The following is a 25013-nucleotide window of genomic DNA, read 5'->3' as shown; positions in this document are numbered from 1 at the left end:
CCGACGCCCCGGTGCTTGGGCGGTGCCCGGCGCCCGGCTAGCGTGGGGACATGACCGATCAGCAGAGCTCGAACACGCACACCGGCAGGGTCGCCGTCGTCACCGGCGCGTCGACCGGCATCGGGGAGGCCACCGCGCGCGAGCTGCGGCGCAGCGGCTGGACCGTCTACGCGGTGGCCCGCCGCGCCGAGCGCCTCGAGGCGCTGGCCCGGGAGACCGGGGCCATCCCCGCCCCGTGCGACATCACCTCGGACGCGGACGTCGAGGCCCTCCGGGACCAGGTGCTGGAGGAGCAGGGCCGCGTGGACGCGCTGCTCAACATCTCCGGCGGCGCCCGCGGCACCGACCGGGTGGCCGACGCCGGCACCGAGGACTGGGAGTGGATGTACCAGGTCAACGTGCTCGGCACCATGCGCCTGACCCGGGCCTTCCTCCCCGCCCTGCGCGAGAACGGCGAGGGCACCGTCCTGAACCTCACGTCCCTCGCGGCGCACCGGGCCTACGAGGGCGGCGGCGGCTACAACGCCGCGAAGTACGCCGAGCGGGCCCTGACGGAGGTGCTGCGGCTCGAGGAGGCCGAGCACAACGTGCGCGTCGTCGAGATCGCCCCCGGCCTGGTGCACACCCCGGAGTTCTCCCTCAACCGCCTCGGCGGGGACCAGCAGGCCGCGGAGAAGGTCTACGCGGGCGTCGACAAGCCCCTCACCGCGGAGGACGTCGCCCAGGTGTGCGCGTTCGCGGTGAATCTGCCCCACCACGTGGACCTCGACACCGTGACCATCAAGCCCGTGGCCCAGGCGGCCCCGCACAAGCTGATCCGCCGCTCGTAGCCCCGCGAGATCGCGGCTGCCGGCCACGGGGACGCGCCCGGTCGCCGACGGCCGCGACCTCGGTGCGCTCCCGGGTGGGTTAAGATGGGGGCAGTCATCGCGGCGTCGATCCGGCCATCACCGGGGAGCCTTCGGAAGAACAGGCCCGACCCGCCGAGGGGAGCGCCCCAGTAGAACCGAACGGGTAAGCCCGTCACAGCAGTCACGAGCGGCGGCCTGCGTCCCCCCGGGGACCGGGACGCAAGCGAGGTGGTACCGCGTTCCGCCCCGGGCGACCGGCCGGCAGCGTCCTTGCACCCTGACCCGCACGAGCAGCACCGACGTCAGAACGAGGATGGACCCCGTGTCAGACCAGCCCGTCTACCCCAAGGCGACCACCGACCCCGCGGCCCGCGGCGTTCCCGCGGCGCCCGCGTTCCCGGCCGTCGAGGAGCGCGTCCTCGCCTACTGGGCGCAGGACCGCACGTTCCAGGCCAGCGTGGACCAGCGCGACCCCGGCCGGGACGGCTCCAACGAGTTCGTGTTCTACGACGGCCCGCCCTTCGCCAACGGCCTGCCGCACTACGGCCACCTCCTCACGGGCTACGTCAAGGACCTCGTGGCCCGCTACCAGACCCAGCAGGGCCGCCGGGTGGAGCGCCGCTTCGGCTGGGACACCCACGGCCTGCCCGCCGAGCTCGAGGCGATGAAGCAGCTCGGGATGGCGGACAAGCAGGAGATCGAGCGGATGGGCGTCGCGGCGTTCAACGACGCCTGCCGGTCCTCCGTGATGAAGTACGCCTCCGAGTGGCAGGACTACGTCACCCGCCAGGCCCGCTGGGTCGACTTCGACAACGACTACAAGACCCTCAACCCGGACTACATGGAGTCCGTCGTCGCGGCGTTCAAGGCCCTCGACGACAAGGGCCTCGTCTACTCCGGCTACCGCGTACTGCCCTACTGCTGGAAGGACGAGACCCCGCTGTCCAACCACGAGCTGCGGATGGACGACGACGTCTACCAGGACCGCCAGGACCAGACCGTCACCGTCACGTTCCCCGTGCTCGACGACGCCTCGTGGGCGGTCCGGCCCGAGCTGGCCGCCGAGCTCGCCGGGGTCGAGGCCCTCGCCTGGACCACCACGCCCTGGACGCTGCCGACCAACCAGGCGATCGCCGTGGGCCCGGAGATCGTCTACGCCGTGGTCCCCGGCGGCGGCGAGCTCGCGGGCCGGCGCTTCCTGGTCGCCGAGGAGCTGCTGGGCGCCTACGCCAAGGACCTCGGCTGGGGCGAGGCCGAGGACCCGGCGGCGGCCGCGGCCGCGGCCGTGACCGCCCGGCACCCCGGAGCGGACCTCGAGGGGCTGCGCTACCAGCGGCTGTGGGACTACTTCGCCGACGCCGAACGCTTCGGCACGGCCACCTCCTGGCAGTTCGTCGTGGCCGACTACGTCACCACGACCGACGGCACCGGGCTGGTGCACCAGGCGCCCGCCTACGGCGAGGACGACCAGAACGTCTGCGCCCGCTACGACATCCCGGTGGTGCTCTCCCTCGACGAGTCCGGGGTCTTCTACCGGCTCTTCGAGGACGAGCGGCTCGCCCCGGGCGCGCCCCTGGCGGGGATCGCCGGGCGCAACGTCTTCGACAAGGACGTGGCCCGCACGGTGATCCGGGACCTCAGGGCGCAGGACCGGCTGGTCCGGCAGGCCACCTACGAGCACCCGTACCCGCACTGCTGGCGCTGCCGCAACCCGCTCATCTACCGCGCCGTGTCCTCCTGGTTCGTGGAGGTCACCCGGATCAAGGAGCGGATGGTCGAGCTCAACCAGCAGATCAACTGGATCCCGGAAAACGTCAAGGACGGACAGTTCGGCAAGTGGCTGGAGAACGCCCGCGACTGGTCGATCTCCCGCAACCGGTACTGGGGCTCCCCCATCCCGGTCTGGGAGTCCGACGACCCCGAGCACCCTCGGCGCGACGTCTACGGCTCCCTCGCCGAGCTGGAGGCCGACTTCGGCCGGCTCCCCGTCAACGACCGCGGCGAGGTCGACCTGCACCGGCCGTGGATCGACGAGCTGACCCGCCCGAACCCCGACGACCCGACCGGCCGCTCCACGATGCGGCGCGTGCCCGAGGTGCTCGACGTGTGGTTCGACTCCGGGTCGATGCCCTACGCGCAGGTGCACTATCCGATGGAGAACCGGGAGTGGTTCGAGACCCACAACCCGGGCGACTTCATCGTGGAGTACATCGGGCAGACCCGCGGCTGGTTCTACACGCTGCACATCCTGGCCACCGCGCTGTTCGACCGGCCCGCGTTCCGCAACGTCATCAGCCACGGCATCGTGCTGGGCTCGGACGGGCAGAAGATGTCGAAGTCCCTGCGCAACTACCCGGACGTCAACGAGGTCCTGGACCGGGACGGCGCCGACGCGATGCGCTGGTTCCTGATGTCCAGCCCCATCCTGCGCGGCGGGAACCTGGTCGTCACCGAGCAGGGCATCCGCGACGGCGTGCGCCAGATGATGCTGCCGCTGTGGAACGTGTACCACTTCTTCGGCCTCTACACGAACGCCGCGAACGGCGGCGCCGGCTACGAGGCGCGGACCCGCCACGAGTCCGAGAACGTCATGGACCGCTTCGTGCTCGCCGCCACCGGCCGGCTCGTGACGGACGTGCAGGACGCCTTCGACCGCTACGACGTCTCGGGCGCCGCGGAGCACCTGCGCTCCTACATGGACACGCTGACCAACTGGTACGTGCGCCGTTCCCGCGACCGGTTCTTCGACGAGGACACCGTCGCCTTCGACGTGCTGTACACGTGCCTGGAGACCGTCTGCCGGGTGGCCGCCCCGCTGCTGCCCCTGGCCGCGGAGGAGATCTGGCGCGGGCTGACCGCCGGGCGCTCGGTGCACCTGACGGACTGGCCGGACGCCTCGCTGTTCCCCGCCGAGGCCGGCCTGGTGGCGCGCATGGAGACGACCCGCACGATCTGCTCCAACGGTTCCGCGCTGCGCAAGGCCCACCAGCTGCGCGTGCGCCAGCCGCTGGCCGGCATGACCGTGGTGGTGCCCGGGGGCGACGAGCTCGCGGGCACCTTCGAGCGCATCGTCGCGGACGAGCTGAACCTCAAGTCCGTGACCCTGCTCGACGCCGCCGAGGCCTCCGCGGAGCAGTTCGGCATCTCCCAGCAGCTCAAGGTCAACGCCCGCGCCGCGGGCCCGCGCCTGGGCAAGGGCGTGCAGGCCGTCATCAAGGCCGCCAAGGCGGGGGACTGGTCCACCGCGGAGGACGGCACCGTCACCGCCGGCGGAACGGTGCTCCAGGAGGGCGAGTACGAGCTCGAGACCGTCGTGGCGCAGGACGCCGAGGCCGGGTCCCGCGCCGTGACCGTCCTGCCCGGCGGGGGGTTCCTCGTCCTGGACACCGACCTCACCCCGGAGCTCGAGGCCGAGGGCACCGCCCGGGACATGGTCCGGGCGATCCAGCAGGCCCGCAAGGACGCCTCCCTCCAGGTCTCCGACCGGATCCGCACCGTCGTCACCGCCGACGAGCGGACGGTCGCCGCGCTCGAGGCCAACCGCGGGCTCGTGGCCGGCGAGACGCTCTCCGCGGAGCTCGAGCTGCGCGTGGGCGAGCCGTCCGTGACCGTGTCCGTCGTGGGCGCCCCGACCGGGGTCTCCGCGGGCACCTCCGCGGGTCCCTCGGCCGACGCCGGGGCGGTGCAGGCATGAGCGCCCCGTTCGCGGAGGCCGGCGGCGCGGCGACCGTCGAGGAGGTCTACGCCCGGCTGCTCGAGCGCGCCCCCGAGAACCGGATGGCGCCGCGCCTGGACGCGATGCGGCGCGCCATGGAGGTCCTGGGCGAGCCGCAGCGCGCCGCCCCGGTGATCCACCTGACCGGGACGAACGGCAAGACCTCGACCGCGCGGATGGTCGAGGCCCTGCTGCTCGCCCACGACCTGCGGGTGGGCCGCTTCACGAGCCCCCACCTCTCCCGGGTCACCGAGCGGATCAGCGTGGACGGCGCGCCCGTGGACGACGACACGTTCGTGCGGGTGTACGGCGAGATCGCCCCGTACCTCGGCTTCGTGGACGCCGAGCTGGCCGAGCGGGGCGAGCCCCGGCTCAGCTACTTCGAGACCGTCACGGCGCTCGCGTTCGCGGTCTTCGCGGACGCGCCGGTCGACGTCGTCGTCCTGGAGGTGGGCATCGGGGGTTCCTGGGACGCCACGAACGTGGCCGACGCCGTGGTCTCCGTGGTCACGCCCGTCGACCTCGACCACACCGACATGCTCGGCGACACGCTCGCGGAGATCGCCGCGGAGAAGGCCGGGATCCTCAAGCCGGGCGGGTTCCTCGTCTCCGCCGCGCAGGACCCGGAGGCCGCCGGGGTGCTGCTCGCCCGGGCCCGGGAGCTCGGGATCCCGTTCCGCTTCGGCGGCGTCGAGTTCGGCGTGGAGGCCCGCGCCACGGCCGTGGGCGGGCAGGTGCTCGCCCTGCAGGGCCTGGCCGGGCGGTACCCCGAGGTCCTGCTGCCGCTGTTCGGTGCGCACCAGGCGGAGAACGCCGCGCTGGCCGTCGCCGCCGTGGAGGCGTTCCTGGGCGGCGGCGACAAGGAGCTCAACCCCGAGCTGGTCCGCACGGGACTGGGCGCCGTCGAGTCCCCCGGGCGGCTGGAGCTGGCCCGCAAGGCGCCCCCCGTGGTCCTCGACGCCGCGCACAACCCGCACGGTCTCACGGCCGCGGCGGCCGCCCTCAAGGAGGCCTTCACGTTCGGGAAGCTCAATCTCGTGGTGGGCGTGCTCCGGGAGAAGGACGCCGAGGCGATGCTGCGGGTCCTGCTGGACGAGTACGAGGAGTTCCACACCGAGTTCTGGTTCACCCGGTCCTCGTCGCCGCGGGCAGTCGACCCGCAGGAGCTCCTGGAGCTCGCCGTGGACCTCGGCTTCCCGGAGGACGTGGTCCACGCCGTGCCCCAGCTCGACGACGCGATGACCGAGGCCGTCCAGGACGCCGCCGCCCGCCCGGAGTTCGACGGCGCCGTGCTGGTCACGGGCTCGATCACCGTGGTCGGCGAGGCCCGCACGCTGCTGGGGCTGTGAGCGTGCGCCGCGCCCCGCACCGACCGCACCACCCGCAGGAGAGGACCCGTCCCACGTGGCACGCATGACCAGAGCCCAGCGCGAGCGGCGCCCCGGGCGGCGGCGCTCGATCCGCACCATGTTCGCCTCCTCCGTGCTGGTCATGGAGGCGTTCATCGCGTTCTTCGCGGCACTCACCGCCTACGGGGTGCTCGGCCGCGAGCTCGGGGACGGGGCCCGGACGGGGCTCCTGGCGGGCGGGACCGCGCTCGCCCTGCTCCTGGGGCTGGCCCCCGCCGTGCTGGGCCGGCCCTGGGGGTACACCGCCGGGTGGGTCCTGCAGGTCGTGTTCCTGGCCACGGGCTTCGTGCTCCCCACGATGTTCTTCGTGGGCGGGCTGTCCGTGCTCGCCTGGTGGTACGCCGTGCGCACCGGGGCGCGGCTGGACCGGGAGAACGCCGCCCGCGACGCCGCCCAGGCGCAGTGGGAGCGGGAGCACCCGGACGGCTAGGCTGGGCTCCGACATCCCGGATCCCCACCTCGGAAGGACCCCCATGACCACGGAACGCACTCTCGTCCTCGTCAAGCCCGACGGCGTGGCCCGCGGCCTCACCGGCGAGGTCCTCGCCCGGATCGAGGCGAAGGGCTACCGCCTCGTCGAGCTGCGCCTGCTGCACGCGGAGCGCTCGGTGCTGGAGCAGCACTACGCGGAGCACGAAGGGAAGCCGTTCTACGAGCCGCTCGTCGAGTTCATGCTGAGCGGTCCGGTCGTGGCCGCCGTCGTCGAGGGCCACCGAGTGATCGAGGGCTTCCGGTCCCTGGCCGGGACCACCGAGCCGACCACCGCCGCGCCGGGCACGATCCGCGGCGACCTCGGCCGGGACTGGGGCTCGACGGTCCAGCAGAACCTCGTGCACGGCTCCGACTCCCCGGAGTCCGCCGAGCGCGAGATCGGCATCTGGTTCGCCTGAGACCGGCTCCGCCGAGACCGACGGCCTCCACCCTGTCCGGGTGGAGGCCGTCGGCGTCCGGGCGGTGCCCGGGACCGGCGGGGATCACGCCGGGAAGATGACCCCGGCGAACCGGACGAGCACCGTCCCGAAGATCAGCACGAGCAGGGCCGCCGACACGAACCACGCCCACTGCTCGGCGGCGCGCGCCACGCCGCGGGGCGCCGGCAGCACCCCGGCGCGCAGATTGCGGGCCGTGGTGTGCACGACCAGGACGGTCTGCATCACCCACACGAGCATGCAGTACAGGCACAGCGCGTTGATCTCGAACGTGGTCTGCCACCACAGCCACAGCACGAAGACCCAGCCGAGGGTCACCCCGAGCTGCAGCCCCCACCAGTACCAGGCGGCGAACCGGCCCCCGGCCAGCACCGCCAGCGCAACGGCCACGACGACCGCGTAGGCCACGATGCCGATGAAGGGGTTGGGGAAGCCGAAGGCCTCCGCCTGCGGCGTGCGCATCACGGTGCCGCAGGACAGCCACGAGTTGATGTCGCAGCTGGTGCGGTGCCCGGCGTCGAGGAAGAGCTGGAGCCGTTCGTACACCAGTGTGGCGGCGCCGTAGAAGCCCAGGACCGCCGTCACGAGCGCCACGAGTCCCCAGCGCCGGTCGGCGCGGGGGTCGTGGCCGGGGGGCACGGCGGGGGAGTCGTGGAGAGCGGACGGAGTGGAGGTCACACGCCGATCCTAGGCGATGCTCCCCGGAGTCCACCCGGACCGGCGCGGGAGCACTGCCGGAGGGTTGCGGGCCGTGACGAGGCCAATCCGGCCCGCACCGGGGGGTCTGTGAGATACTGGCCACGGTCGAGCCCGCCCGTACGCGGGATCTCGGCCCAGTCGGACTTCGACCCCAGGTCGGCAGGACCCGCGGCTCTCATCGGATTGAGCGCGTCCGCCGCCGGCTCAAGACCGTTGCCCTCGTGAGCAGCGGCTCGAAGCCCCGGACTGGCTCGTTGCCGTCCCCGCCCGTTCGCGAGGTGTGCGGGACGCGACGGGTACGCACAGGACTTCTGGCCGCCGCGTGGACCCCCACCGGCGATACGCCGACCAAGCCGCTGCGGGGACCGGGTACGGACGGCGTACCGCGGCAGGAGCACAGCTGTATATGGATGCCGAACAGGAGAACCAGGCCGGGGCGCAGGACGCCCTGGACGCTGGTCAGCAGAACACATCGGACGACGCACGCCGGGACCTCCCGGTGGCGGAGGGAACGGTGCAGGACACCGCACCCGGGATCCCGGCCGACGCGCCGGGTGACGTCCTCGACGAGCCGTCGGAGGCCGCTCAGCCCGCGCCGGACACCGAGCCGGCCGGCGGGGACTCCGCCGGGACCGACACCCTCGACGTCGCTCCGGGGACCGCGGTCCCCGGTGACGAGCGCCCCGGTGCGGTGGCCCAGGAGGCCGCCGCGCCCGGGGGCCCCGCGCCCGGAACGCCCGGTGCCGAGGAGGCCGCCGAGGGCGTCGAGCCCGCCGGCGAGGCCGAGGACCTGGGCACCGGGGCCGGCGCCCCGGCCGCGCCGGACGTGACGAGCGGTGCCGGGGAGGACCACCCCCAGGACACCGCCGGTCCGGACACCGCTGGTCAGGACACCGTTGGCCAGGACACCGCTGCCCAGGACACCGACGACGAGGACACCGACGACGACGGGGAGCCGCGCACGGCGCCGGCCGCCGTCGTGACGGCGGCCTCGCTGATGTTCCACGCCCCGGACCTCGACGAGCTGCGCGAGGCCGCTCAGCAGCGCGCCGCCCGCCGCCGGGAGGCGCGGCGCCGCCAGCAGGAGGAGAACGCCTCCGCCGAGGACCCGGGCGACGGTCCCGAGGAGCCGGACACGGCCGAGCTCGCCGACGAGGGCGAGGAGGCCGGGCAGGGCTCGGGCGGGGGCACCACCAGCCGTCGCCGTCGCCGCCGCCGCCGCGGCGAGGTCGACATGGAGCTCGTGGGCGGCAGCGACGACGACCCGCCCAACACCGTGACCCGTGTCCGGGCGCCCCGGGCCGCGGAGACCGCCACGGCCGACGAGGTCGTGGCCGTGAAGGGCTCCACGCGCCTCGAGGCCAAGAAGCAGCGCCGGCGCGACTCCCGCCAGACCGGCCGCCGCCGCCAGGTGATCACCGAGGCGGAGTTCCTGGCCCGCCGCGAGTCCGTCGAGCGGCAGATGCTGGTCCGGCAGAAGGACAACCGGATCCAGATCGGCGTCCTGGAGGACGGCGTGCTGGCCGAGCACTTCGTCTCGCACACCCAGCAGGACTCGCTCATCGGCAACGTCTACGTGGGCAAGGTGCAGAACGTGCTGCCGTCCATGGAGGCCGCGTTCATCGACATCGGCCGGGGCCGCAACGCCGTGCTCTACGCCGGCGAGGTCAACTGGGACGCGTCGCGGGTCGAGGGCGGGCCCCGCCGGATCGAGGTCGCGCTGAAGTCCGGGGACTCGGTCCTGGTGCAGGTCACCAAGGACCCGGTGGGGCACAAGGGCGCCCGGCTCACGAGCCAGATCTCCCTGCCCGGCCGGTACCTGGTCTACGTCCCGGGCGGGTCGATGACCGGGATCTCCCGGAAGCTGCCCGATGTCGAGCGGGCCCGGCTGAAGAAGATCCTCAAGGACCGTCTGCCGGACGGGGCGGGGGTCATCGTGCGCACCGCCGCCGAGGGGGCCTCCGAGCAGGAGCTCACCCACGACATCAACCGGCTTCGCGCCCAGTGGGAGCAGATCCAGGAGCGGGCGGGATCGACGAAGACGCTTCCCCCCGAGATGCTCTACGCGGAGCCGGACCTGACGATCAAGACGGTCCGCGACGTCTTCAACGAGGACTTCACCACCATGGTCGTCCAGGGCGACGAGGCGTGGGACAACATCGAGGCGTACGTGACCTACGTCGCGCCGGACCTGCTCGACCGGCTCAAGAAGTGGGACGAGGACGAGGATCTGTTCGTGAACTACCGCGTGGAGGAACAGATCCAGAAGGCGCTCGAACGCAAGGTCTTCCTGCCCTCGGGCGGCTCGCTCGTGATCGACCGCACCGAGGCGATGACGGTGGTCGACGTGAACACCGGCAAGTTCACCGGCTCCGGCGGCAACCTCGAGGAGACCGTCACCAAGAACAACCTGGAGGCGGCCGAGGAGATCGTGCGGCAGCTGCGGCTGCGGGACATCGGCGGGATCATCGTGATCGACTTCATCGACATGGTGCTCGAGGCCAACCGGGACCTCGTGCTGCGCCGGCTGGTGGAGTGCCTGGGCCGGGACCGCACCAAGCACCAGGTGGCGGAGGTGACCTCGCTGGGTCTCGTGCAGATGACGCGCAAGCGCATGGGCACCGGCCTGCTCGAGGTGTTCTCCGAGCCGTGCGAGCACTGCGCCGGTCGCGGCGTGGTGGTCCACGACCACCCGCTCGAGGGCCGCTCCGGCGGCGCCACGGGCGAGTCCCGCGACCAGCGGCCGAACCGGACCGAGCGCAAGCGCGGCCGCGGGGGCCGGAGCGAGCAGCAGCCCGCCCGGACGGAGCAGCGCTCCGGCGAGCCGGATCCCGCGGAGAAGGCCAAGGCCGAGGCCGCACGGACGGCGTTCGCGACCATCGCCGCTGCCACCCATCACGAGGAGGCCGCCGCGGACGAGCCGGCCCCCGCCGAGGAGGCCGCCCCGCCGGCGGAGTCCCGGCCCGAGGGCTCGGGGCGCTCCCGGAAGAAGCGGCGGGGCAAGCGCAGCCGCAACCGGGGCCAGGGCGCGGACGCGGCCGAGCAGCAGCCGGAGACGGGGGAGAGTCCCGCCCCGGCCGCACCGGAGCAGGCCCCCGCCGACGGTTCGCCGGCCGAACCGGGCTCGCGCCTGACGATCAAGGGCGAGGTCATCGAGCTGCCGCAGGGCCACGCCCTCGTGGAGGAGCCCGCCGAGGCCCGGCCGCTGAGCCTGGACTCCCTCGCGGAGGCCTTCGAGCCCAAGGCACCGGCCGCGGCATCCGCTCCCCAGGCGGCCACCGTTGCGGAGGGCGCCGCTGCGGAGGGCGCCCGTGCGGAGGTCCCCCAGCAGGGGACCGCTGGGCGGGAGAGCACGGCGCAGCAGGCTCCAGCCCCGGCGCAGCAGGCACCGGCGCAGCGGGTCCCGGCGCAGCTGGGCGCCGAGCCGGAGCGCCCCCGTCGGCGCTCCCGGCGTGCCTCGGCACCGGCGGCCCGGCCGGGCGAGGCCGAGGTGACCGCCGGCCAGGCGGCCACCGCGGAGGGCGCCCGGCACGAGGCGAAGGCCGTCGCCCAGCGCGCCCCGGAGGACTCCCCGCGCCGGGCGCCGACCGTCGTCGGCGTCGGCGTCAAGGCCGAGGACCTCACCAGCGGCCGGCCCGCCGACCGGGGCTGACCCGCCCCGCCGAGCAGCACCACGGAGGACCCCGACCGGCACGGTCGGGGTCCTCCGCCGTCGCGGGCCGTCACGGACCGTCCCGGCCTGCCCGCCCTCCGCGCGGCGGCGTACCGTGGTGCGCACCACAGCACACCCGGGGCCGCCGTCCCGTCCGCCGGGAGAGCGGCCGCCCGTTCCAGGGAGCATCGCCATGACCAGTGCAGACACCATCCGCACCACCGGCACGGAACTCTTCGTCCACCGGGATCCGTCGGCCGTGGACCGTCACTACACGGAGGACTTCATCCAGCACTCGCCGCTCGCGCCGGACGGCCGCGAGGGGCTCAGGCAGTTCGTGCAGAGCATGCCCGACGACTTCCGCGTGGACATGGTCCGGATGCTCGACGACCACGGGACGGTGGCCGTCCACTCGGTGTACGAGGGGCTCGGTCCGGAGCCCCTGGTCGGCTTCGACGTCTTCCGGGTGGAGGACGGACGGATCGCCGAGCACTGGGACGTCCTCGAGCCCCTGCGCACGGGCGCCGACGGCACCCGCCCCCAGCTCGACGGTCCGGTCGCGGTCACGGATCACGAGCGCACGCAGGACAACAAGCGCATCGCCGCCGAGTGGGTCGAGTCCGCCCTCGTCGCCGGGGACCGCCACGCCGTCCAGGACCACATGAGCGCCCGCGGCTGCACCGAGCACGCCACCGGCGCGCCGGACGGCCCGCGGCCCGCGTACCGGCGGCTGCGCCGGGTGGTCGGCGAGGGGAACTTCGTGCTGACCGTCGCGGAGGCCGCCACCGGGGACGACCGTGGCGACGGTCCCGCCGGCACGGTCGCCTGCTACGACCTCTGGCGCCTCGAGGACGGCCGGATCGTGGAGCACTGGGGCGTCGCCCAGCCGGTGCCGGAGACGATGGCGCACGCCAACGGCATGTTCTGAGTCCGGGGGAGCCGGGGCGGGAGCCGGCTGCGGCTAGACTGGCAGCACACCTGACACGGGGTGCCGCGCGAGCGGCTGAGAACACACCCGTCGAACCTGATCTAGCCAGTACTAGCGAAGGGATGTCGCAGATGCGCGATGCCGTACCCACGTCCGCCCGCACACCGGGAGCCGACCGGCCGGTGCCACCGGACCCCGCGCTCGCCGAGGACGCCGCCGCGGCCCTGGAGGACCTGCGCTCCGCGGCGCCGCTCGTGCAGTGCATCACCAACGCCGTGGTCACCAACTTCACCGCCAACGCGCTGCTGGCCGTGGGCGCGTCCCCGGCGATGACCGACATCCAGGGCGAGGGCGGGGTCTTCGCGCAGCTCGCCGACGGCCTGCTCGTCAACACCGGCACGCCCACCGCCGAGCAGCGCGGTGCCGCCTACGAGGCCGTCGGGGCCCGGCACCGTGCGGGCCGGGCGTGGGTCCTGGACCCCGTGGCGGTGGGCGCCCTGCCCGTGCGCACCGCGCTGGCCCGGGACCTGCTCGAGTTCCGGCCGGCGATCGTGCGCGGCAACGCCTCCGAGGTCATCGCCCTCGCCGGCGGCACCGGCGGGCGCGGCACGGACTCCACCCACGGCGTCGACGCGGCCCGGGACGCCGCGGCGGCGATCGCCGAGCGGGCCGGCTCGGCGGTGGCCGTGTCCGGACCCGTGGACCTCGTGCGCTCCCCGGACGGCACCGTCGTGCGCGTCCCGCACGGCACGGACCTGCTGACGCGCATCACCGGCGGCGGCTGCGCCCTGGGCGCCCTCATGGCCGCGTTCACCGCCGTGCGCGCGGATCCGGCCGCCGCGGCCGTGGCCGCCACCACGGTGTACACCCTCGCGGCCGAGGACGCGGCCGCCGACTCCACCGGACCCGGCTCCTTCGCCGTGGCGCTGCTGGACCGGCTGCACGCCGTCACGCCGGAGCGGATCGCCGCCCGGGCGGAGCTCGTGCGCGAGGAGGGCCTCCGATGAGCCCGCGCCTCGACCCCGCCGCCCTGGCCCTGCACCTGGGGACGGTCGCCGCCCGGGCGGAGCTCGTGCGCGAGGAGGGCCTCCGATGAGCCCGCGCCTCGACCCCGCCGCCCTGGCCCTGCACCTCGTCACGGACACCGCCCTGAGCGCGCCCCGGACGGTCCCGGACGTCGTGGCGGCCGCCGTGCGCGGGGGCGCCACCATGGTCCAGGTCCGCGAGAAGAATGCCCCGGTCCGCGAGCTCGTCGCCCTGCTGACGGCCGTCGCCGAGCGGGTGGGCCGGGAGGTGCCCGTGCTCGTGGACGACCGCGCGGACGTCTACCTCGCCGCCCGCGCGGCCGGCGCCCCCGTGGCGGGGGTGCATGTCGGCCAGTCGGACCTGCCCGTGGCGCTCGCCCGGCGGATCTGCGGTCCCGACGCCGTGCTCGGCCTCAGCGCGGCCACGGCGCGGGAGCTCGACGCCGCCTCCGCGCTGCCCGCCGGCACGGTCGACTACCTGGGCGTGGGGGCGGTGCGGGCGACCCGCACGAAGCCCGACCACCCCGAGCCGCTGGGCGTCGAGGGCTTCGCCCGCGCCGCGGCCCGCACCTCGCTGCCCTGCCTGGCCATCGGCGGGGTGCAGGTCGAGGACGCCACCGGCCTGCGCGCCGCCGGCGCCGCCGGGCTGGCCGTGGTCTCCGGGATCTGCGCCGACCCCGACCCCGCGGCCGCGGCCGCCCGTTACGCGCGGGCCTTCGCCGCCGTGCCCGCCGAGGAGGTGGCCCCGTGACCGCACGTGTGCCCCGTGTCCTGGCCGTCGCCGGCACCGACCCCACGGGCGGGGCCGGCCAGCACGCCGACCTCAAGTCGATCGCCGCGATGGGCGGCTACGGGATGAGCGCCGTCACGGCCGTCGTCGTGCAGAACACCGTGGGCGTGCGCTCCATCCACGTCCCGCCGGTCGAGTTCCTCTCGGCCCAGCTCGACGCGGTCGCCGAGGACGTCGAGATCGACGCCGTCAAGATCGGGATGCTCGGCTCCGTGCCGGTCATCGAGGCCGTCACCCGGTGGCTCGTGACCCACCGGCCGCCGGTCGTGGTCCTGGACCCCGTCATGGTCGCGACCTCCGGAGGACGCCTGCTCGAGCCCGACGCCGAGGACGCCCTGCGCTCGATGCTGGGCCTCGCGGACCTGATCACCCCGAACCTGCAGGAGCTCGCCGTGCTCGCCGGGGAGGACACGGCGTCGTCGTGGGAGGAGGCGCTCGCGCAGGGCCACCGCGTGGCCCGCGCCCACGGGACCCTGGTGCTCGTCAAGGGCGGGCACCTCACCGGGGACCGGACCCCCGACGCCCTCGTGGGCCCGGACGCCCCGGAGCCCCTCGTGGCGTTCGACGGGGTCCGCGTGCCCACCGAGAACTCGCACGGCACCGGGTGCTCCCTGTCCTCGGCCCTGGCCACTCTCCAGGCCCGGCACGGGGACTGGCCGCGGAGCCTGCGGATCGCCAGGGACTGGCTGCGCGGGGCCCTCGAGGCCTCCGGGGATCTCTCCGTCGGCCACGGGAGCGGCCCCGTCCACCACTTCCACCACGTCCAGGACGTTCTCGAGACCTGGGGCACGGCGCCGGAGCGGTTCAGCGACGAGCTGTGGGAGGACTCCGCCGCCGTGCGGCGCGAGATCGAGGAGCTCGAGTTCGTCCGCCGCCTCGGCGACGGCCGGCTCGAGCCGGACCGCTTCCTCGCCTATCTCGACCAGGACCTGCAGTACCTCGACGGCTACAGCCGGGCGCTCGCCCTGCTGGCCGCCAAGGCCCCGGACGAGGAGCAGCGGCTGTTCTTCGCGGCCGGGGCGGTGTCCTGCACCGAGACCGAGGCCCAGCTCCACCGGGCCCGGCTGCGGCACGCCGGGGACGGCGGCGCCCGGGACGAGCCGGGCGAGGTGACGCGGCGCTACACCACCTTCCTGCTGGCCGCCACCGCCGCGGAGCCCTATCCCGTCGGCCTCGCGGCCGTGCTCCCGTGCTACTGGGTGTACGCCGACGTGGGCCGCCACCTGGGCAAGCTCGCCGCGGCGGGCGGGGCCGGCGAGCACCCCTACGCGGACTGGCTGGCCACGTACGCGGACGAGGAGTTCCAGGAGGCCACCCGCACGGCCCGCCGGCTGCTCGACGACGCGGCGCGCGACTCCCCGGCGGACGTCCGGGAGCGGATGCGGGAGGTGTTCCTGGAGGCGTGCGCGCTCGAGCGGGACTTCTTCGCCGCGCCGGTGACGGAGCGCCGGTTGGCGGGCATTGACCGGATCGAGTAGTCTTGATCTTCGGTGCCATGCCGGTGCGCGCGTGTAAAAACTCGACACCCCACCTGGCGGCACATGCGGGTGCAGTTCCTGAATTGCGGCGAACCTGCGCTGACCTCGGCCTAGTCCCACGGGCCGGTCACCGACAGCTCGTCTCAACGTCGTTGGTCCTGACAGGTATGCGCTCGACCCACACTGTTTACACATGACGTCGAGAGAAGTGAGTTCCCAAGTGGTGTACGCGATTGTCCGCGCTGGCGGCCGCCAGGAAAAGGTTTCCGTCGGAGACCTCGTTACCCTTGACCGCGTCGCCGGCGGAGCAGGCAGCACCATCGAGCTCCCTGCCCTGCTGCTGGTCGACGGGGACAAGATCACCTCGGATGCCCAGACCCTGGCGAGCGTCAAGGTCACGGCCGAGATCGTCGAGAACCTCCGCGGTCCGAAGATCTCCATCCAGAAGTTCAAGAACAAGACCGGCTACAAGAAGCGCCAGGGCTTCCGTGCCGAGCTGACCACCGTGAAGGTGACCGGCATCGACGCCTGATCGGCCCGGTCCCCCTCCAGACTCCATCAGCCAGTAAAGACCCGAAGGTAGGCACACCTCATGGCACACAAGAAGGGCGCGAGCTCCACTCGCAACGGTCGCGACTCCAACGCGCAGTACCTCGGCGTGAAGCGCTTCGGCGGCCAGACCGTCAACGCCGGCGAGATCCTCGTCCGGCAGCGCGGCACCCACTTCCACCCCGGCCTGAACGTCGGCCGCGGTGGCGACGACACCCTGTTCGCCCTGGCCGCCGGTCAGGTCGAGTTCGGCACCCGCCGGGGCCGCAAGGTCGTCAACATCCAGGCTGCCGCCGAGTAGTCGGAAGGACCGGCTCCGCCGGTCCCGGTGCGGGTTCCGACCCGCGCCACCCATTGATTGTTGTGTAGAGGGTGGGTGCGTCCAGCGCCCGCCCTCTACAGTCTTAACGTGGCCCGTGCGCGGGCCCGTCCGTTCTTGACCAGAGGAGTTCCCCGTGGCCAGTTTCGTCGACCGCGTCGTCCTGCACGTCTCCGGCGGTTCCGGGGGGCACGGCTGCGTGTCCATCCGCCGCGAGAAGTTCAAGCCGCTCGGCGGGCCGGACGGGGGCAACGGCGGGGACGGCGGCAGCGTGGTCCTGCGCGTGGACGGCCAGACCACCACGCTGCTGAACTACCACCACGCGCCCCACCAGTCCGCGCCCAACGGAGGCCCCGGCAAGGGCGACCTCCGCCACGGGCACAAGGGCGAGGACCTCGTCCTCTCCGTCCCCGACGGCACCGTGGTGAAGGACCAGGACGGCAACGTCCTGGCCGACCTCGTGGGGCAGGGCTCCGAGTTCGTCGCCGCCCCGGGCGGGCAGGGCGGGCTGGGCAACGCCGCACTGGCCTCCGTCAAGCGCAAGGCCCCGGGCTTCGCGCTCCTCGGCACACCGGGCTCGGCCCGCGACGTGGTCCTGGAGCTGAAGTCCATCGCCGACATCGCCCTGGTCGGCTACCCCTCCGCCGGCAAGTCCAGTCTCGTCGCCGCCATCAGCGCCGCCCGCCCCAAGATCGCGGACTACCCGTTCACCACGCTCGTCCCGAACCTCGGCGTGGTGCAGGCCGGGGACGTGCGCTACACCGTGGCCGACGTCCCGGGCCTGATCCCCGGCGCCTCCGAGGGCAAGGGCCTCGGCCTGGAGTTCCTCCGCCACGTCGAGCGCTGCGCCGCACTCGTGCACGTCCTCGACTGCGCGACCCTCGAGCCCGGGCGCGACCCGGTCTCGGACCTCGAGACGATCGAGGCGGAGCTCGCCGGATACGCGGTGGACGGCGACCTCGACGGCGGGCAGGCGGTGCCCCTCAACGACCGGCCCCGCCTCGTGGTGCTGAACAAGATCGACGTCCTCGAGGCCCGGGAGCTCGCCGAGTTCGTGCGGCCCGAGCTCGAGTCCCGCGGCTACCGCGTGTTCGAGATCTCCACCGCCTCCCACGAGGGCCTGCGCCCGCTGACCTTCGCCATGGGCGAGGTCGTGCAGCAGGCCCGGGCGGCGCGTCCCGCCCCGGCGGAGGCGCCGCGGGTCGTCCTGCGCCCCAAGGGGGTGCGCGGGCCCGAGTTCACCATCACCCGCGAGGAGCGCAACCTCGAGCCGCTGTGGCACGTGCGCGGCGACAAGCCCGACCGCTGGATCCTGCAGACGGACTTCAACAACGAGGAGGCCGTCGGCTACCTCGCCGACCGGCTCGCGAAGCTCGGCGTCGAGTCGGAGCTGTTCAAGCAGGGCGCCCGGCCCGGCGACGCCGTGCTCATCGGGCCCGAGGACGACGGCGTGGTCTTCGACTGGGAGCCCACGATGGTCGGCGGCGCCGAGCTGCTGGCCGGGCCCCGCGGCACCGACCTGCGCTTCGCGGACATCGACCGTCCCACCCGCGAGCAGAAGCGCCAGCAGTACCAGGACCGCAAGGACGCCAAGGCCGCCGCCCGCGCCGAGCTCGAGGCCGAGCGCACCGCCGGGGTGTGGACCGAGTCGGTCGACGCCCGGCGCGGCGAGGCCCCGCACGGCTCCGGCACCGACGACTGACCGCGCCCGCGGGACGGGCCCGACCGCTCGCACGGCCCGACCCGCGGCCACCACCCGACCAACGACTGACCGACACACCGACGACGCCCACCGGACGAGGGAGACGCCCAGGATGAACGAGCAGACGAACGAGATCGACGTCGAGCAGCTCGAGGAGGTCGCGGAGAAGTCCGCGGTCCAGCTCAGCAGCGAGAACCGCGGCAAGAACCGGCGCAGCCCCATCGAGCGCCGCGAGGACATCCCGCGCGCCCACCGCGTGGTGGTCAAGGTCGGCTCGTCCTCGCTGACGTCCATCGAGAGCTCGATCGACGAGCAGGCCGTGCGGATGATCGTGGACGCCCTCGGCGAGACGAAGGCCCGCGGCATCGAGCTCGTGTTCGTGTCCTCGGGCGCGATCACGGCCGGCCTGGCGCCCCTGGGGCTGTCCCGGCGGCCCAAGAACCTGGCCGGCAAGCAGGCCGCGGCCGCCGTGGGCCAGGGGCTGCTCATGGGCCGCTACATCGAGTCCTTCGCCCGCTTCGGCGTCACCGTGGGCCAGGTGCTGGTCACCGCGGAGGACCTGATGCGCCGCAGCCACTACAAGAACACGCACCGCCAGATCGAGCGGCTCCTCGACTTCGGAGTGCTCCCGATCGTCAACGAGAACGACGCCGTCTCCAGCCAGGAGATCAAGTTCGGCGACAACGACCGGATCGCCGCCCTGATCGCCCACCTCATCAAGGCCGACGTCCTGCTGCTGCTCTCCGACGTCGACGCCCTCTACACCATGGACCCCCGCAAGGGCGGGGAGCGGATCCCGGTGGTCAACGACCCCATCAAGGACCTCGAGGGTGTGCAGATCGGGTCGGTCGGAGCCGCCGGTGTGGGCTCGGGCGGCATGGTGACCAAGGTCCAGGCGGCGCGCATCGCGGCGGCCTCGGGCATCCCCGCGCTCGTCACCTCGGCGCAGAACATCACCCGCGCCCTGGACGGCGAGGACGTCGGCACCTGGTTCGCGACCTCCGGCGGGCGGCGCAACGTCCGGCTGCTGTGGCTGGCCCACCTCGCGGACATCAAGGGCTCCCTGACCCTGGACCCGGGCGCCGTCGACGCGATCCGCGACCGCAACTCCCTGCTGGCCGCCGGGGTCACCGGCGTGTCCGGCACCTTCGAGGCGGGGGAGCCCGTCTCGCTGCGGGACCCCGCGGGCAAGGAGATCGCGCACGGGCTGAGCAACTACTCCTCGGACGAGATCCCGCCGATGCTCGGCAAGTCCACCTCCGTCCTGGCGGACGAGCTCGGAGACGACTACAGCCGGGAGCTCGTGCACGTGGACAACCTCGTGGTCCTGCGCGCACGCGGCGCACGGACTAAACTGAAGAAATGACTTCCGCCGCACACGATTCCGTGACCACCGACGAAGCCACCCGCACGACCGACAAGGCGGTCGTGTCAGACCACGGCGTCATCGCCATCTTCGGGGAGGACCCCGTCGCCGGCGTGGCCGCCATGGCCGACGACGCCCGGGACTCCGCCCGCGTCCTCGGCCGCGCCACCCGGGCCTGGAAGGACCGGGCGCTGCTCGCCATCGCCGACCGCATCGAGCGCAAGCAGGACGTGGTGCTCGCCGCGAACGCGAAGGACCTCGAGCGCGGCCGCGTGAACGGGACCTCCACGGCCCTCCTGGACCGGCTCAAGCTGGACGCCGACCGGATCACCGGGCTGGCCGAGAGCCTGCGCGAGCTGGCCGCCCTGCCCGACCCCGTGGGCGGGTTCGTGCGCGGGTCCACCCTGCCCAACGGCCTGCGGATGCGCCAGGTGCGCGTGCCGATGGGCGTGGTCGGAGCCATCTACGAGGCCCGCCCCAACGTCACCGTGGACATCGCCGGCATCGCCCTGAAGTCCGGCAACGCGGTGCTGCTGCGCGGCGGCTCGGCCGCGGAGGAGAGCAACCGGGCCCTCGTGGGCATCATCCGGGACTCCCTCGCGGACGTGAAGCTGCCCGTGGACTGCGTCCAGAGCGTCGACGAGTACGGCCGCGAGGGCGCGAACGCGCTCATGGCGGCCCGCGGGAAGGTCGACGTCCTCATTCCGCGCGGCGGGCACGGGCTGATCCAGTCCGTCGTCCAGAACGCCAAGGTCCCCGTCATCGAGACCGGCGAGGGCAACGTGCACCTCTTCGTCGACCACTCGGCGTCGAAGGACATGGCCGTGGACGTGGTGGTCAACTCCAAGACCCACCGCACGAGCACGTGCAACACCACGGAGACCCTCCTGCTGCACAGCGGGTTCCAGCACGGGGCCGCCGTGCTGGCGGCCCTCGACCGGGCCGGCGTCACGCTGCACGTCGACGAGCGGGCCGAGGCCATGCTCCCCGCCGGCAGCCACCACCTGCGCGCCACCGACGAGGACTGGGGCACCGAGTACCTGTCCATGGACCTGGCCGTGAAGGTGGTGGACTCCCTGGACGAGGCGCTCGAGCACATCGACCGGTGGTCCACCCGGCACACGGAGGCGATCGTGACCAACGACCTCGCGGACGCCGAACGGTTCGTCGCCGAGATCGACGCCGCCGCGGTCATGGTCAACGCCTCCACCCGGTTCACCGACGGCGGCCAGCTGGGCCTCGGCGCCGAGATCGGCATCTCCACCCAGAAGATGCACGCGCGCGGGCCCATGGGCCTGGAGGAGCTGACCACCACGAAGTGGATCGTCCAGGGCGACGGGCACATCCGCGCCTGAGTCCCGCACGCGGCGGGCCCGCCGCGGATTCAGTACGATGAGAACCGCCCGGGCCCGCCGGCGGCACGGGCCGCCCACCGACCACCCCCGCCGCCACGCCGGCGCCAGAAGGGATCCCCATGTTCCAGCAGACCGTCACCACCGTCCTCGCCGCCGCCGAGGGCGGGCCCGCCGCCGCCGAGTCCGGAGTTCCCGCGTGGGTCTGGGGAGTCTCCATCTTCGTGGTGCTGATCGGTCTCCTGGTGGTGACGCTGTCCTACGCCAACCGGGGCCTGAGCCCGGAGGTCGGCGAGCACGAGGACCCCGCCGACCTGCCCGCGGACGAGCGCGCCATGCTCGACGAGTACGCCGCCAAGCGCCACGCCTGAGCCGGGGAACCCCACCGTCGTGACGACCGCTTCGCAGGACACCGCCGCCCGGACCCGGGACCTGCCCCTGTCGGGCACGGCCGTCCCGCCCCGGACGCCGGGCCGCACCAGGCTCGGCGTCATGGGCGGGACGTTCGATCCCATCCACCACGGCCACCTCGTGGCCGCGTCCGAGGTGGCGGGGGAGTTCGACCTCGACGAGGTCGTCTTCGTGCCCACCGGGCACCCCTGGCAGAAGGCGGCCGGGGCGGTGAGCCCCGCGGAGCACCGCTATCTCATGACCGTGATCGCCACGGCCTCCAACCCGCGGTTCACCGTCAGCCGGGTGGACATCGAGCGCGACGGGCCCACGTTCACGGTCGACACCCTGCGGGACCTGAAGCGTCAGCGCCCGGAGGCGGACCTGTTCTTCATCACGGGCGCGGACGTCATGGCGGAGATCCTGACCTGGAAGGGCGCGGAGGAGCTCTGGCAGCTCGCCCACTTCGTCGGCGTCACCCGGCCGGGGCACGACCTCGCCGCGCCCGTGGGGTCCAGCGGCGTGAACCTGCTCGAGGTGCCCGCGATGGCGATCTCGTCCACGGACTGCCGCGCCCGCGTGGCCGAGCACAAGCCCGTCTGGTACCTCGTGCCCGACGGCGTGGTGCAGTACATCCACAAGTACGCGCTCTACCTCGGTCCGGGGGACGTGGCGGCGGCGGACCACGTCGGCGCCCGCAACGCCTCGGCGAAGGCACCCTGATGGCCGGCGACGACCGCGTGCGGGACACCCCGGAGCGGGAGGACGAGCGGACCTCGGGGACGCCGCCGGTGCCCTCCGGATCGGCCCCCCGCACAGACCTCGGCGAGGACGGCGTGCGGGACACCCCGGAGCGGGAGGACGAGCGGAGCCCGGTCACGCCACCGGTGGCCTCCGGGCCCGCCCCCGTCATCGACCTCGGCGAGGACGCCGTGCCGGTGCGCCCCGTCAAGCCCCTCGGTCCGCGGCGGCTGGCCCGCCTCCAGCGCGAGCTGGCGGAGCGGGCCCGCGAGCTCGAGGAGGCCGGCGGGGGACCCGCGGACCCGGAGCTGCTCGAGAAGCAGCGCCGGTTCGCTGAGCTCGCCGCCCAGGCCGGGGCCGCCCAGGCCGACCCCGGCACGGGAACCGCCGTCCGGGAACCGGCCGCCCCGGATCCCGCGGCACCTCCTCCGGAGCCGCTCTCCGCGGCGCCGCCGGAAGGTCCGCAGGAGCCGCTCGAGCAGATCACCGTGGTGTTCCCCGGCGGCGGCGGTCCGGGCGGGCCGGACGGGCACGTGTCCCACGACCCCGTGCACGTCGACCCGGCCCTGTTCAGCAACCGGCTCGCGCCGGAGGACCTGGCCGCGCTCACGCACATCGAGATCGTGGCGCCAGGGGACATCGAGCACCACGGCTCCCACGCCGCCACGTCGGCCGCCCCCGACGACCACGAGGCCCCGTGGAGCGCCGAGGATCCACCGGGGGCTCTGCCCGATCCCGCCGCTCCGGCCGAGCCCGCACCGGCGCCCTCGGAGTCGTGGTCCGAGGAGGAGCCGCCGGCCCCGCCCGTGCCGGCCGGCACCGCCGAGGGGCTCGAGCTGCTCGAGCCGCGGGAGTACCGGCGCCGGACGGGCACCGCCTGGTGGGTCCTGCTGCTGCCGGCGCTGCTCGCGGCCCTCGTCGTCGTGCTCGTGCTCTTCGTGCTGTGAGCGCACCACCCGCTGTTCTGCACCACTCGTTCCTGCACCATTCGCCCACTCCATCCGTCCCCGTGGGACGGAACCTCCGGTTCGCCGGGAAAGGATCCTTCTTGACTGTCAACGATCTCTCCCTCTCCATCCTCCGGGTCGCTGCCGCCGCGGCCGACGCCAAGCAGGCCCACGACATCGTGGCCCTCGACGTCAGCGAGGCCCTGGGCATCACCGACGCCTTCCTCGTCGCCTCCGCCTCCAACGAGCGGCTCGTCAACGCCGTGGTCGACGAGATCGAGGAGAAGCTGGTCGAGCAGCTCGGGCTGCGCCCGATCCGCCGGGAGGGCCGGTCCGAGGGGCGCTGGGTGCTCCTGGACTACGGCGACGTGGTGATCCACGTCCAGCACGACGAGGACCGGGCGTTCTACGCCCTCGAGCGGCTGTGGCGGGACAGCCCCGTGGTGGACCTCGGGCCGGCCATGGGACAGGCCGCTCCGGCGCCCGCCGCCGACGATTTGCCTGGAGCCTGATCGGCTGTCTACTATGAACGCGTTGCCCAGCGAGGTGCTGGATCAACCGGGAGAGGGTGACCGACAAGGACGCTCTCGAGGTTGTGATAATGTCTTTCGAGGCAACGACCTGGGGCTGTGGCGCAGCTGGTAGCGCATTTGCATGGCATGCAAAGGGTCAGGGGTTCGAGTCCCCTCAGCTCCACCAGGATGAAGGAGCCCGTTCCGCGACACGCGGGGCGGGCTCTTTCGCTTTGTGCTTTCCCCGCCCCATCCCTTCCGCTCGTTGACGCGTCCTGTTAGCGTCAGCACCACCGGCGGCCGTTCTCCGTGACCCGGGTCACAGGAGCTCTGGGTCACATCGTGGCGAGGTCCGTCGGCGACGAGGACATCGACGGTGGAACACCACCGTGGGCGTCCGTGACGGACATCCACCACGGAAGAGGTCATGATGGCAGGCAACAGAGCGGTCGCCTACAAGGGTCCCGGCAAGGTCGAGGTCATCGACACCGAGTACCCCGAGTTCGAGCTCAAGGACGCGCCGGGGATCAACGAGGCCAACATCGGCCGGAAGGTCCCGCACGGGGTCATCCTCCGGACCGTGAGCACCAACATCTGCGGCTCGGACCAGCACATGGTGCGCGGGCGCACCACCGCCCCGACGGACCTGGTCCTCGGCCACGAGATCACGGGCGAGGTCATCGAGTGCGGGCCGGACGTCGAGTTCATCAAGGTCGGGGACATCGTCTCCGTGCCCTTCAACATCTCCTGCGGGCGGTGCCGCAACTGCAAGGAGCGCAAGACCGGCATCTGCCTCAACGTGAACCCGGACCGGCCGGGCTCCGCCTACGGCTACGTGGACATGGGCGGCTGGGTCGGCGGGCAGGCCGAGTACGTGCTGGTGCCCTACGCGGACTGGAACCTGCTGAAGTTCCCGGACCGGGACCAGGCCCTGGAGAAGATCATGGACCTGACCATGCTCTCCGACATCCTCCCCACCGGCTACCACGGCGTGGTCACGGCCGGGGTGGGCGTGGGCTCCACGGTCTACATCGCCGGCGCCGGACCGGTGGGCCTGGCCGCGGCGGCCTCGGCCCACCTGCTCGGGGCCGCGGTGGTGATCGTGGGGGACATGAACGAGCAGCGGCTGGCCCAGGCGCGCAGCTTCGGCTGCGAGACCGTGGACGTCTCGAAGGGCTCGCCCGCGGAGCAGATCGAGCAGATCCTCGGCGTCCCGGAGGTCGACTGCGGCGTGGACGCCGTCGGCTTCGAGGCCCGCGGGCACGGCAAGGACGCCTCCCACGAGGCCCCGGCCACCGTGCTGAACTCGCTGATGGACATCACCGCCGCCGGCGGGGCGCTGGGCATTCCCGGCCTGTACGTCACCGGGGACCCCGGGGCCGTGGACGAGGCCGCGAAGCAGGGCTCCCTGTCGATCAGCCTCGGCACGGGGTGGGCGAAGTCCCTGGCCTTCACCACCGGGCAGTGCCCGGTGATGAAGTACAACCGGCAGCTGATGATGGCAATCCTGCACGACAAGATCCAGATCGCCAAGGCCGTCAACGCCAAGGCCATCCCGCTGGAGGAGGCGCCGCAGGGCTACGCCGAGTTCGACGCCGGGGCCGCCACCAAGTACGTGCTCAACCCGAACGGCTACATCAAGAACTAGCCGGCGGGAAC

Annotated in this window: 21 protein-coding genes, 1 tRNA gene and 1 riboswitch; of the genes, 21 read left to right on the top strand and 1 reads right to left on the bottom strand. The window is 73.3% G+C overall.

The features are described 5' to 3' along the window. The first annotated feature begins 50 nt into the window (after positions 1 to 50). From Q0817_RS05045 to ndk, 5 genes are all read left to right on the top strand, one after another. Complete coding sequence (locus tag Q0817_RS05045) at positions 51 to 830, top strand: SDR family oxidoreductase (protein WP_298585065.1); 780 nt, start codon at positions 51 to 53, stop codon at positions 828 to 830. 343 nt (positions 831 to 1173) lie between these two features. Next, positions 1174 to 4545: an isoleucine--tRNA ligase gene (gene ileS, locus Q0817_RS05040; RefSeq protein ID WP_298585064.1), complete on the top strand. Its 3372-nt coding sequence runs from the start codon at positions 1174 to 1176 to the stop codon at positions 4543 to 4545. Continuing rightward, on the top strand, positions 4542 to 5915 hold the full coding sequence (locus tag Q0817_RS05035) for a folylpolyglutamate synthase/dihydrofolate synthase family protein (RefSeq protein ID WP_298585063.1): 1374 nt from the start codon (positions 4542 to 4544) through the stop codon (positions 5913 to 5915). The genes ileS and Q0817_RS05035 overlap by 4 nt, the downstream gene beginning before the upstream one ends. A 64-nt stretch (positions 5916 to 5979) precedes the next feature. Continuing rightward, complete coding sequence (locus Q0817_RS05030) at positions 5980 to 6405, top strand: DUF4233 domain-containing protein (RefSeq protein ID WP_298585062.1); 426 nt, start codon at positions 5980 to 5982, stop codon at positions 6403 to 6405. A gap of 43 nt (positions 6406 to 6448) precedes the next feature. Next, complete coding sequence (gene ndk, locus Q0817_RS05025; protein WP_298585061.1) at positions 6449 to 6865, top strand: nucleoside-diphosphate kinase; 417 nt, start codon at positions 6449 to 6451, stop codon at positions 6863 to 6865. A gap of 84 nt (positions 6866 to 6949) precedes the next feature. Here ndk and Q0817_RS05020 read toward each other — a convergent pair whose 3' ends face one another. Beyond that, a complete protein-coding gene (locus tag Q0817_RS05020) occupies positions 6950 to 7582 on the bottom strand; it encodes a vitamin K epoxide reductase family protein (RefSeq protein WP_298585060.1) in 633 nt (210 codons plus the stop codon). A gap of 427 nt (positions 7583 to 8009) precedes the next feature. Here Q0817_RS05020 and Q0817_RS05015 point away from each other — a divergent pair, with 427 nt between their 5' ends. The 16 genes from Q0817_RS05015 (at position 8010) to fdhA (ending at position 25002) form a co-directional block, all read left to right on the top strand. Continuing rightward, complete coding sequence (locus Q0817_RS05015; protein WP_298585059.1) at positions 8010 to 11255, top strand: Rne/Rng family ribonuclease; 3246 nt, start codon at positions 8010 to 8012, stop codon at positions 11253 to 11255. A gap of 193 nt (positions 11256 to 11448) precedes the next feature. Continuing rightward, complete coding sequence (locus Q0817_RS05010) at positions 11449 to 12183, top strand: nuclear transport factor 2 family protein (RefSeq protein ID WP_298585058.1); 735 nt, start codon at positions 11449 to 11451, stop codon at positions 12181 to 12183. A gap of 46 nt (positions 12184 to 12229) precedes the next feature. Continuing rightward, a riboswitch (TPP riboswitch) is annotated at positions 12230 to 12323 on the top strand. Continuing rightward, complete coding sequence (gene thiM, locus Q0817_RS05005) at positions 12315 to 13190, top strand: hydroxyethylthiazole kinase (protein ID WP_298585057.1); 876 nt, start codon at positions 12315 to 12317, stop codon at positions 13188 to 13190. (Overlaps the previous riboswitch by 9 nt.) Before the next feature lie 85 nt (positions 13191 to 13275). Continuing rightward, the gene (gene thiE / locus Q0817_RS05000; protein ID WP_298585055.1) at positions 13276 to 13959 is read left to right on the top strand and encodes a thiamine phosphate synthase; all 684 of its coding nucleotides are present in this window, start codon (positions 13276 to 13278) and stop codon (positions 13957 to 13959) included. Continuing rightward, positions 13956 to 15476, top strand: coding sequence for a bifunctional hydroxymethylpyrimidine kinase/phosphomethylpyrimidine kinase (locus Q0817_RS04995; protein WP_298585054.1), 1521 nt, complete (start codon positions 13956 to 13958; stop codon positions 15474 to 15476). The genes thiE and Q0817_RS04995 overlap by 4 nt, the downstream gene beginning before the upstream one ends. A 220-nt stretch (positions 15477 to 15696) precedes the next feature. After that, positions 15697 to 16008 carry a 50S ribosomal protein L21 gene (gene rplU, locus Q0817_RS04990; protein WP_017834600.1) on the top strand — a complete coding sequence of 104 codons (312 nt, stop codon included), beginning with the start codon at positions 15697 to 15699 and terminating at the stop codon, positions 16006 to 16008. A 60-nt stretch (positions 16009 to 16068) separates the two neighbouring features. After that, the gene (gene rpmA / locus Q0817_RS04985; protein WP_017834601.1) at positions 16069 to 16326 is read left to right on the top strand and encodes a 50S ribosomal protein L27; all 258 of its coding nucleotides are present in this window, start codon (positions 16069 to 16071) and stop codon (positions 16324 to 16326) included. Between the two features lie 154 nt (positions 16327 to 16480). Further along, the gene (gene obgE, locus Q0817_RS04980) at positions 16481 to 18046 is read left to right on the top strand and encodes a GTPase ObgE (protein ID WP_298585050.1); all 1566 of its coding nucleotides are present in this window, start codon (positions 16481 to 16483) and stop codon (positions 18044 to 18046) included. 112 nt (positions 18047 to 18158) lie between these two features. Next, positions 18159 to 19412, top strand: a complete 1254-nt coding sequence (gene proB / locus Q0817_RS04975) for a glutamate 5-kinase (protein ID WP_298585049.1) — start codon at positions 18159 to 18161, stop codon at positions 19410 to 19412. After that, positions 19409 to 20767, top strand: coding sequence for a glutamate-5-semialdehyde dehydrogenase (locus Q0817_RS04970; RefSeq protein ID WP_298585048.1), 1359 nt, complete (start codon positions 19409 to 19411; stop codon positions 20765 to 20767). Before proB ends, Q0817_RS04970 begins: the two co-directional genes overlap by 4 nt. A 119-nt stretch (positions 20768 to 20886) precedes the next feature. Further along, positions 20887 to 21135: a hypothetical protein gene (locus tag Q0817_RS04965; protein ID WP_298585047.1), complete on the top strand. Its 249-nt coding sequence runs from the start codon at positions 20887 to 20889 to the stop codon at positions 21133 to 21135. Between the two features lie 61 nt (positions 21136 to 21196). Continuing rightward, the gene (nadD, locus tag Q0817_RS04960; protein ID WP_298585185.1) at positions 21197 to 21877 is read left to right on the top strand and encodes a nicotinate-nucleotide adenylyltransferase; all 681 of its coding nucleotides are present in this window, start codon (positions 21197 to 21199) and stop codon (positions 21875 to 21877) included. Then, on the top strand, positions 21877 to 22842 hold the full coding sequence (locus tag Q0817_RS04955; RefSeq protein ID WP_298585046.1) for a hypothetical protein: 966 nt from the start codon (positions 21877 to 21879) through the stop codon (positions 22840 to 22842). Before nadD ends, Q0817_RS04955 begins: the two co-directional genes overlap by 1 nt. A 101-nt stretch (positions 22843 to 22943) precedes the next feature. Next, entirely contained in the window at positions 22944 to 23354 is a 411-nt protein-coding gene (rsfS, locus tag Q0817_RS04950; protein WP_298585045.1) for a ribosome silencing factor, read from the top strand. A gap of 111 nt (positions 23355 to 23465) precedes the next feature. Then, positions 23466 to 23541 (top strand) — tRNA-Ala (locus tag Q0817_RS04945). A 243-nt stretch (positions 23542 to 23784) separates the two neighbouring features. Next, a complete protein-coding gene (fdhA, locus tag Q0817_RS04940) occupies positions 23785 to 25002 on the top strand; it encodes a formaldehyde dehydrogenase, glutathione-independent (protein WP_298585044.1) in 1218 nt (405 codons plus the stop codon). Positions 25003 to 25013 lie beyond the last annotated feature (11 nt).

The sequence above is a fragment of the uncultured Kocuria sp. genome, assembly GCF_947500125.1.
GTDB lineage: Bacteria > Actinomycetota > Actinomycetes > Actinomycetales > Micrococcaceae > Kocuria.
Note: the sequence above shows the minus strand (reverse complement) of the source record. Positions and strands in the feature narration are given on the sequence as shown.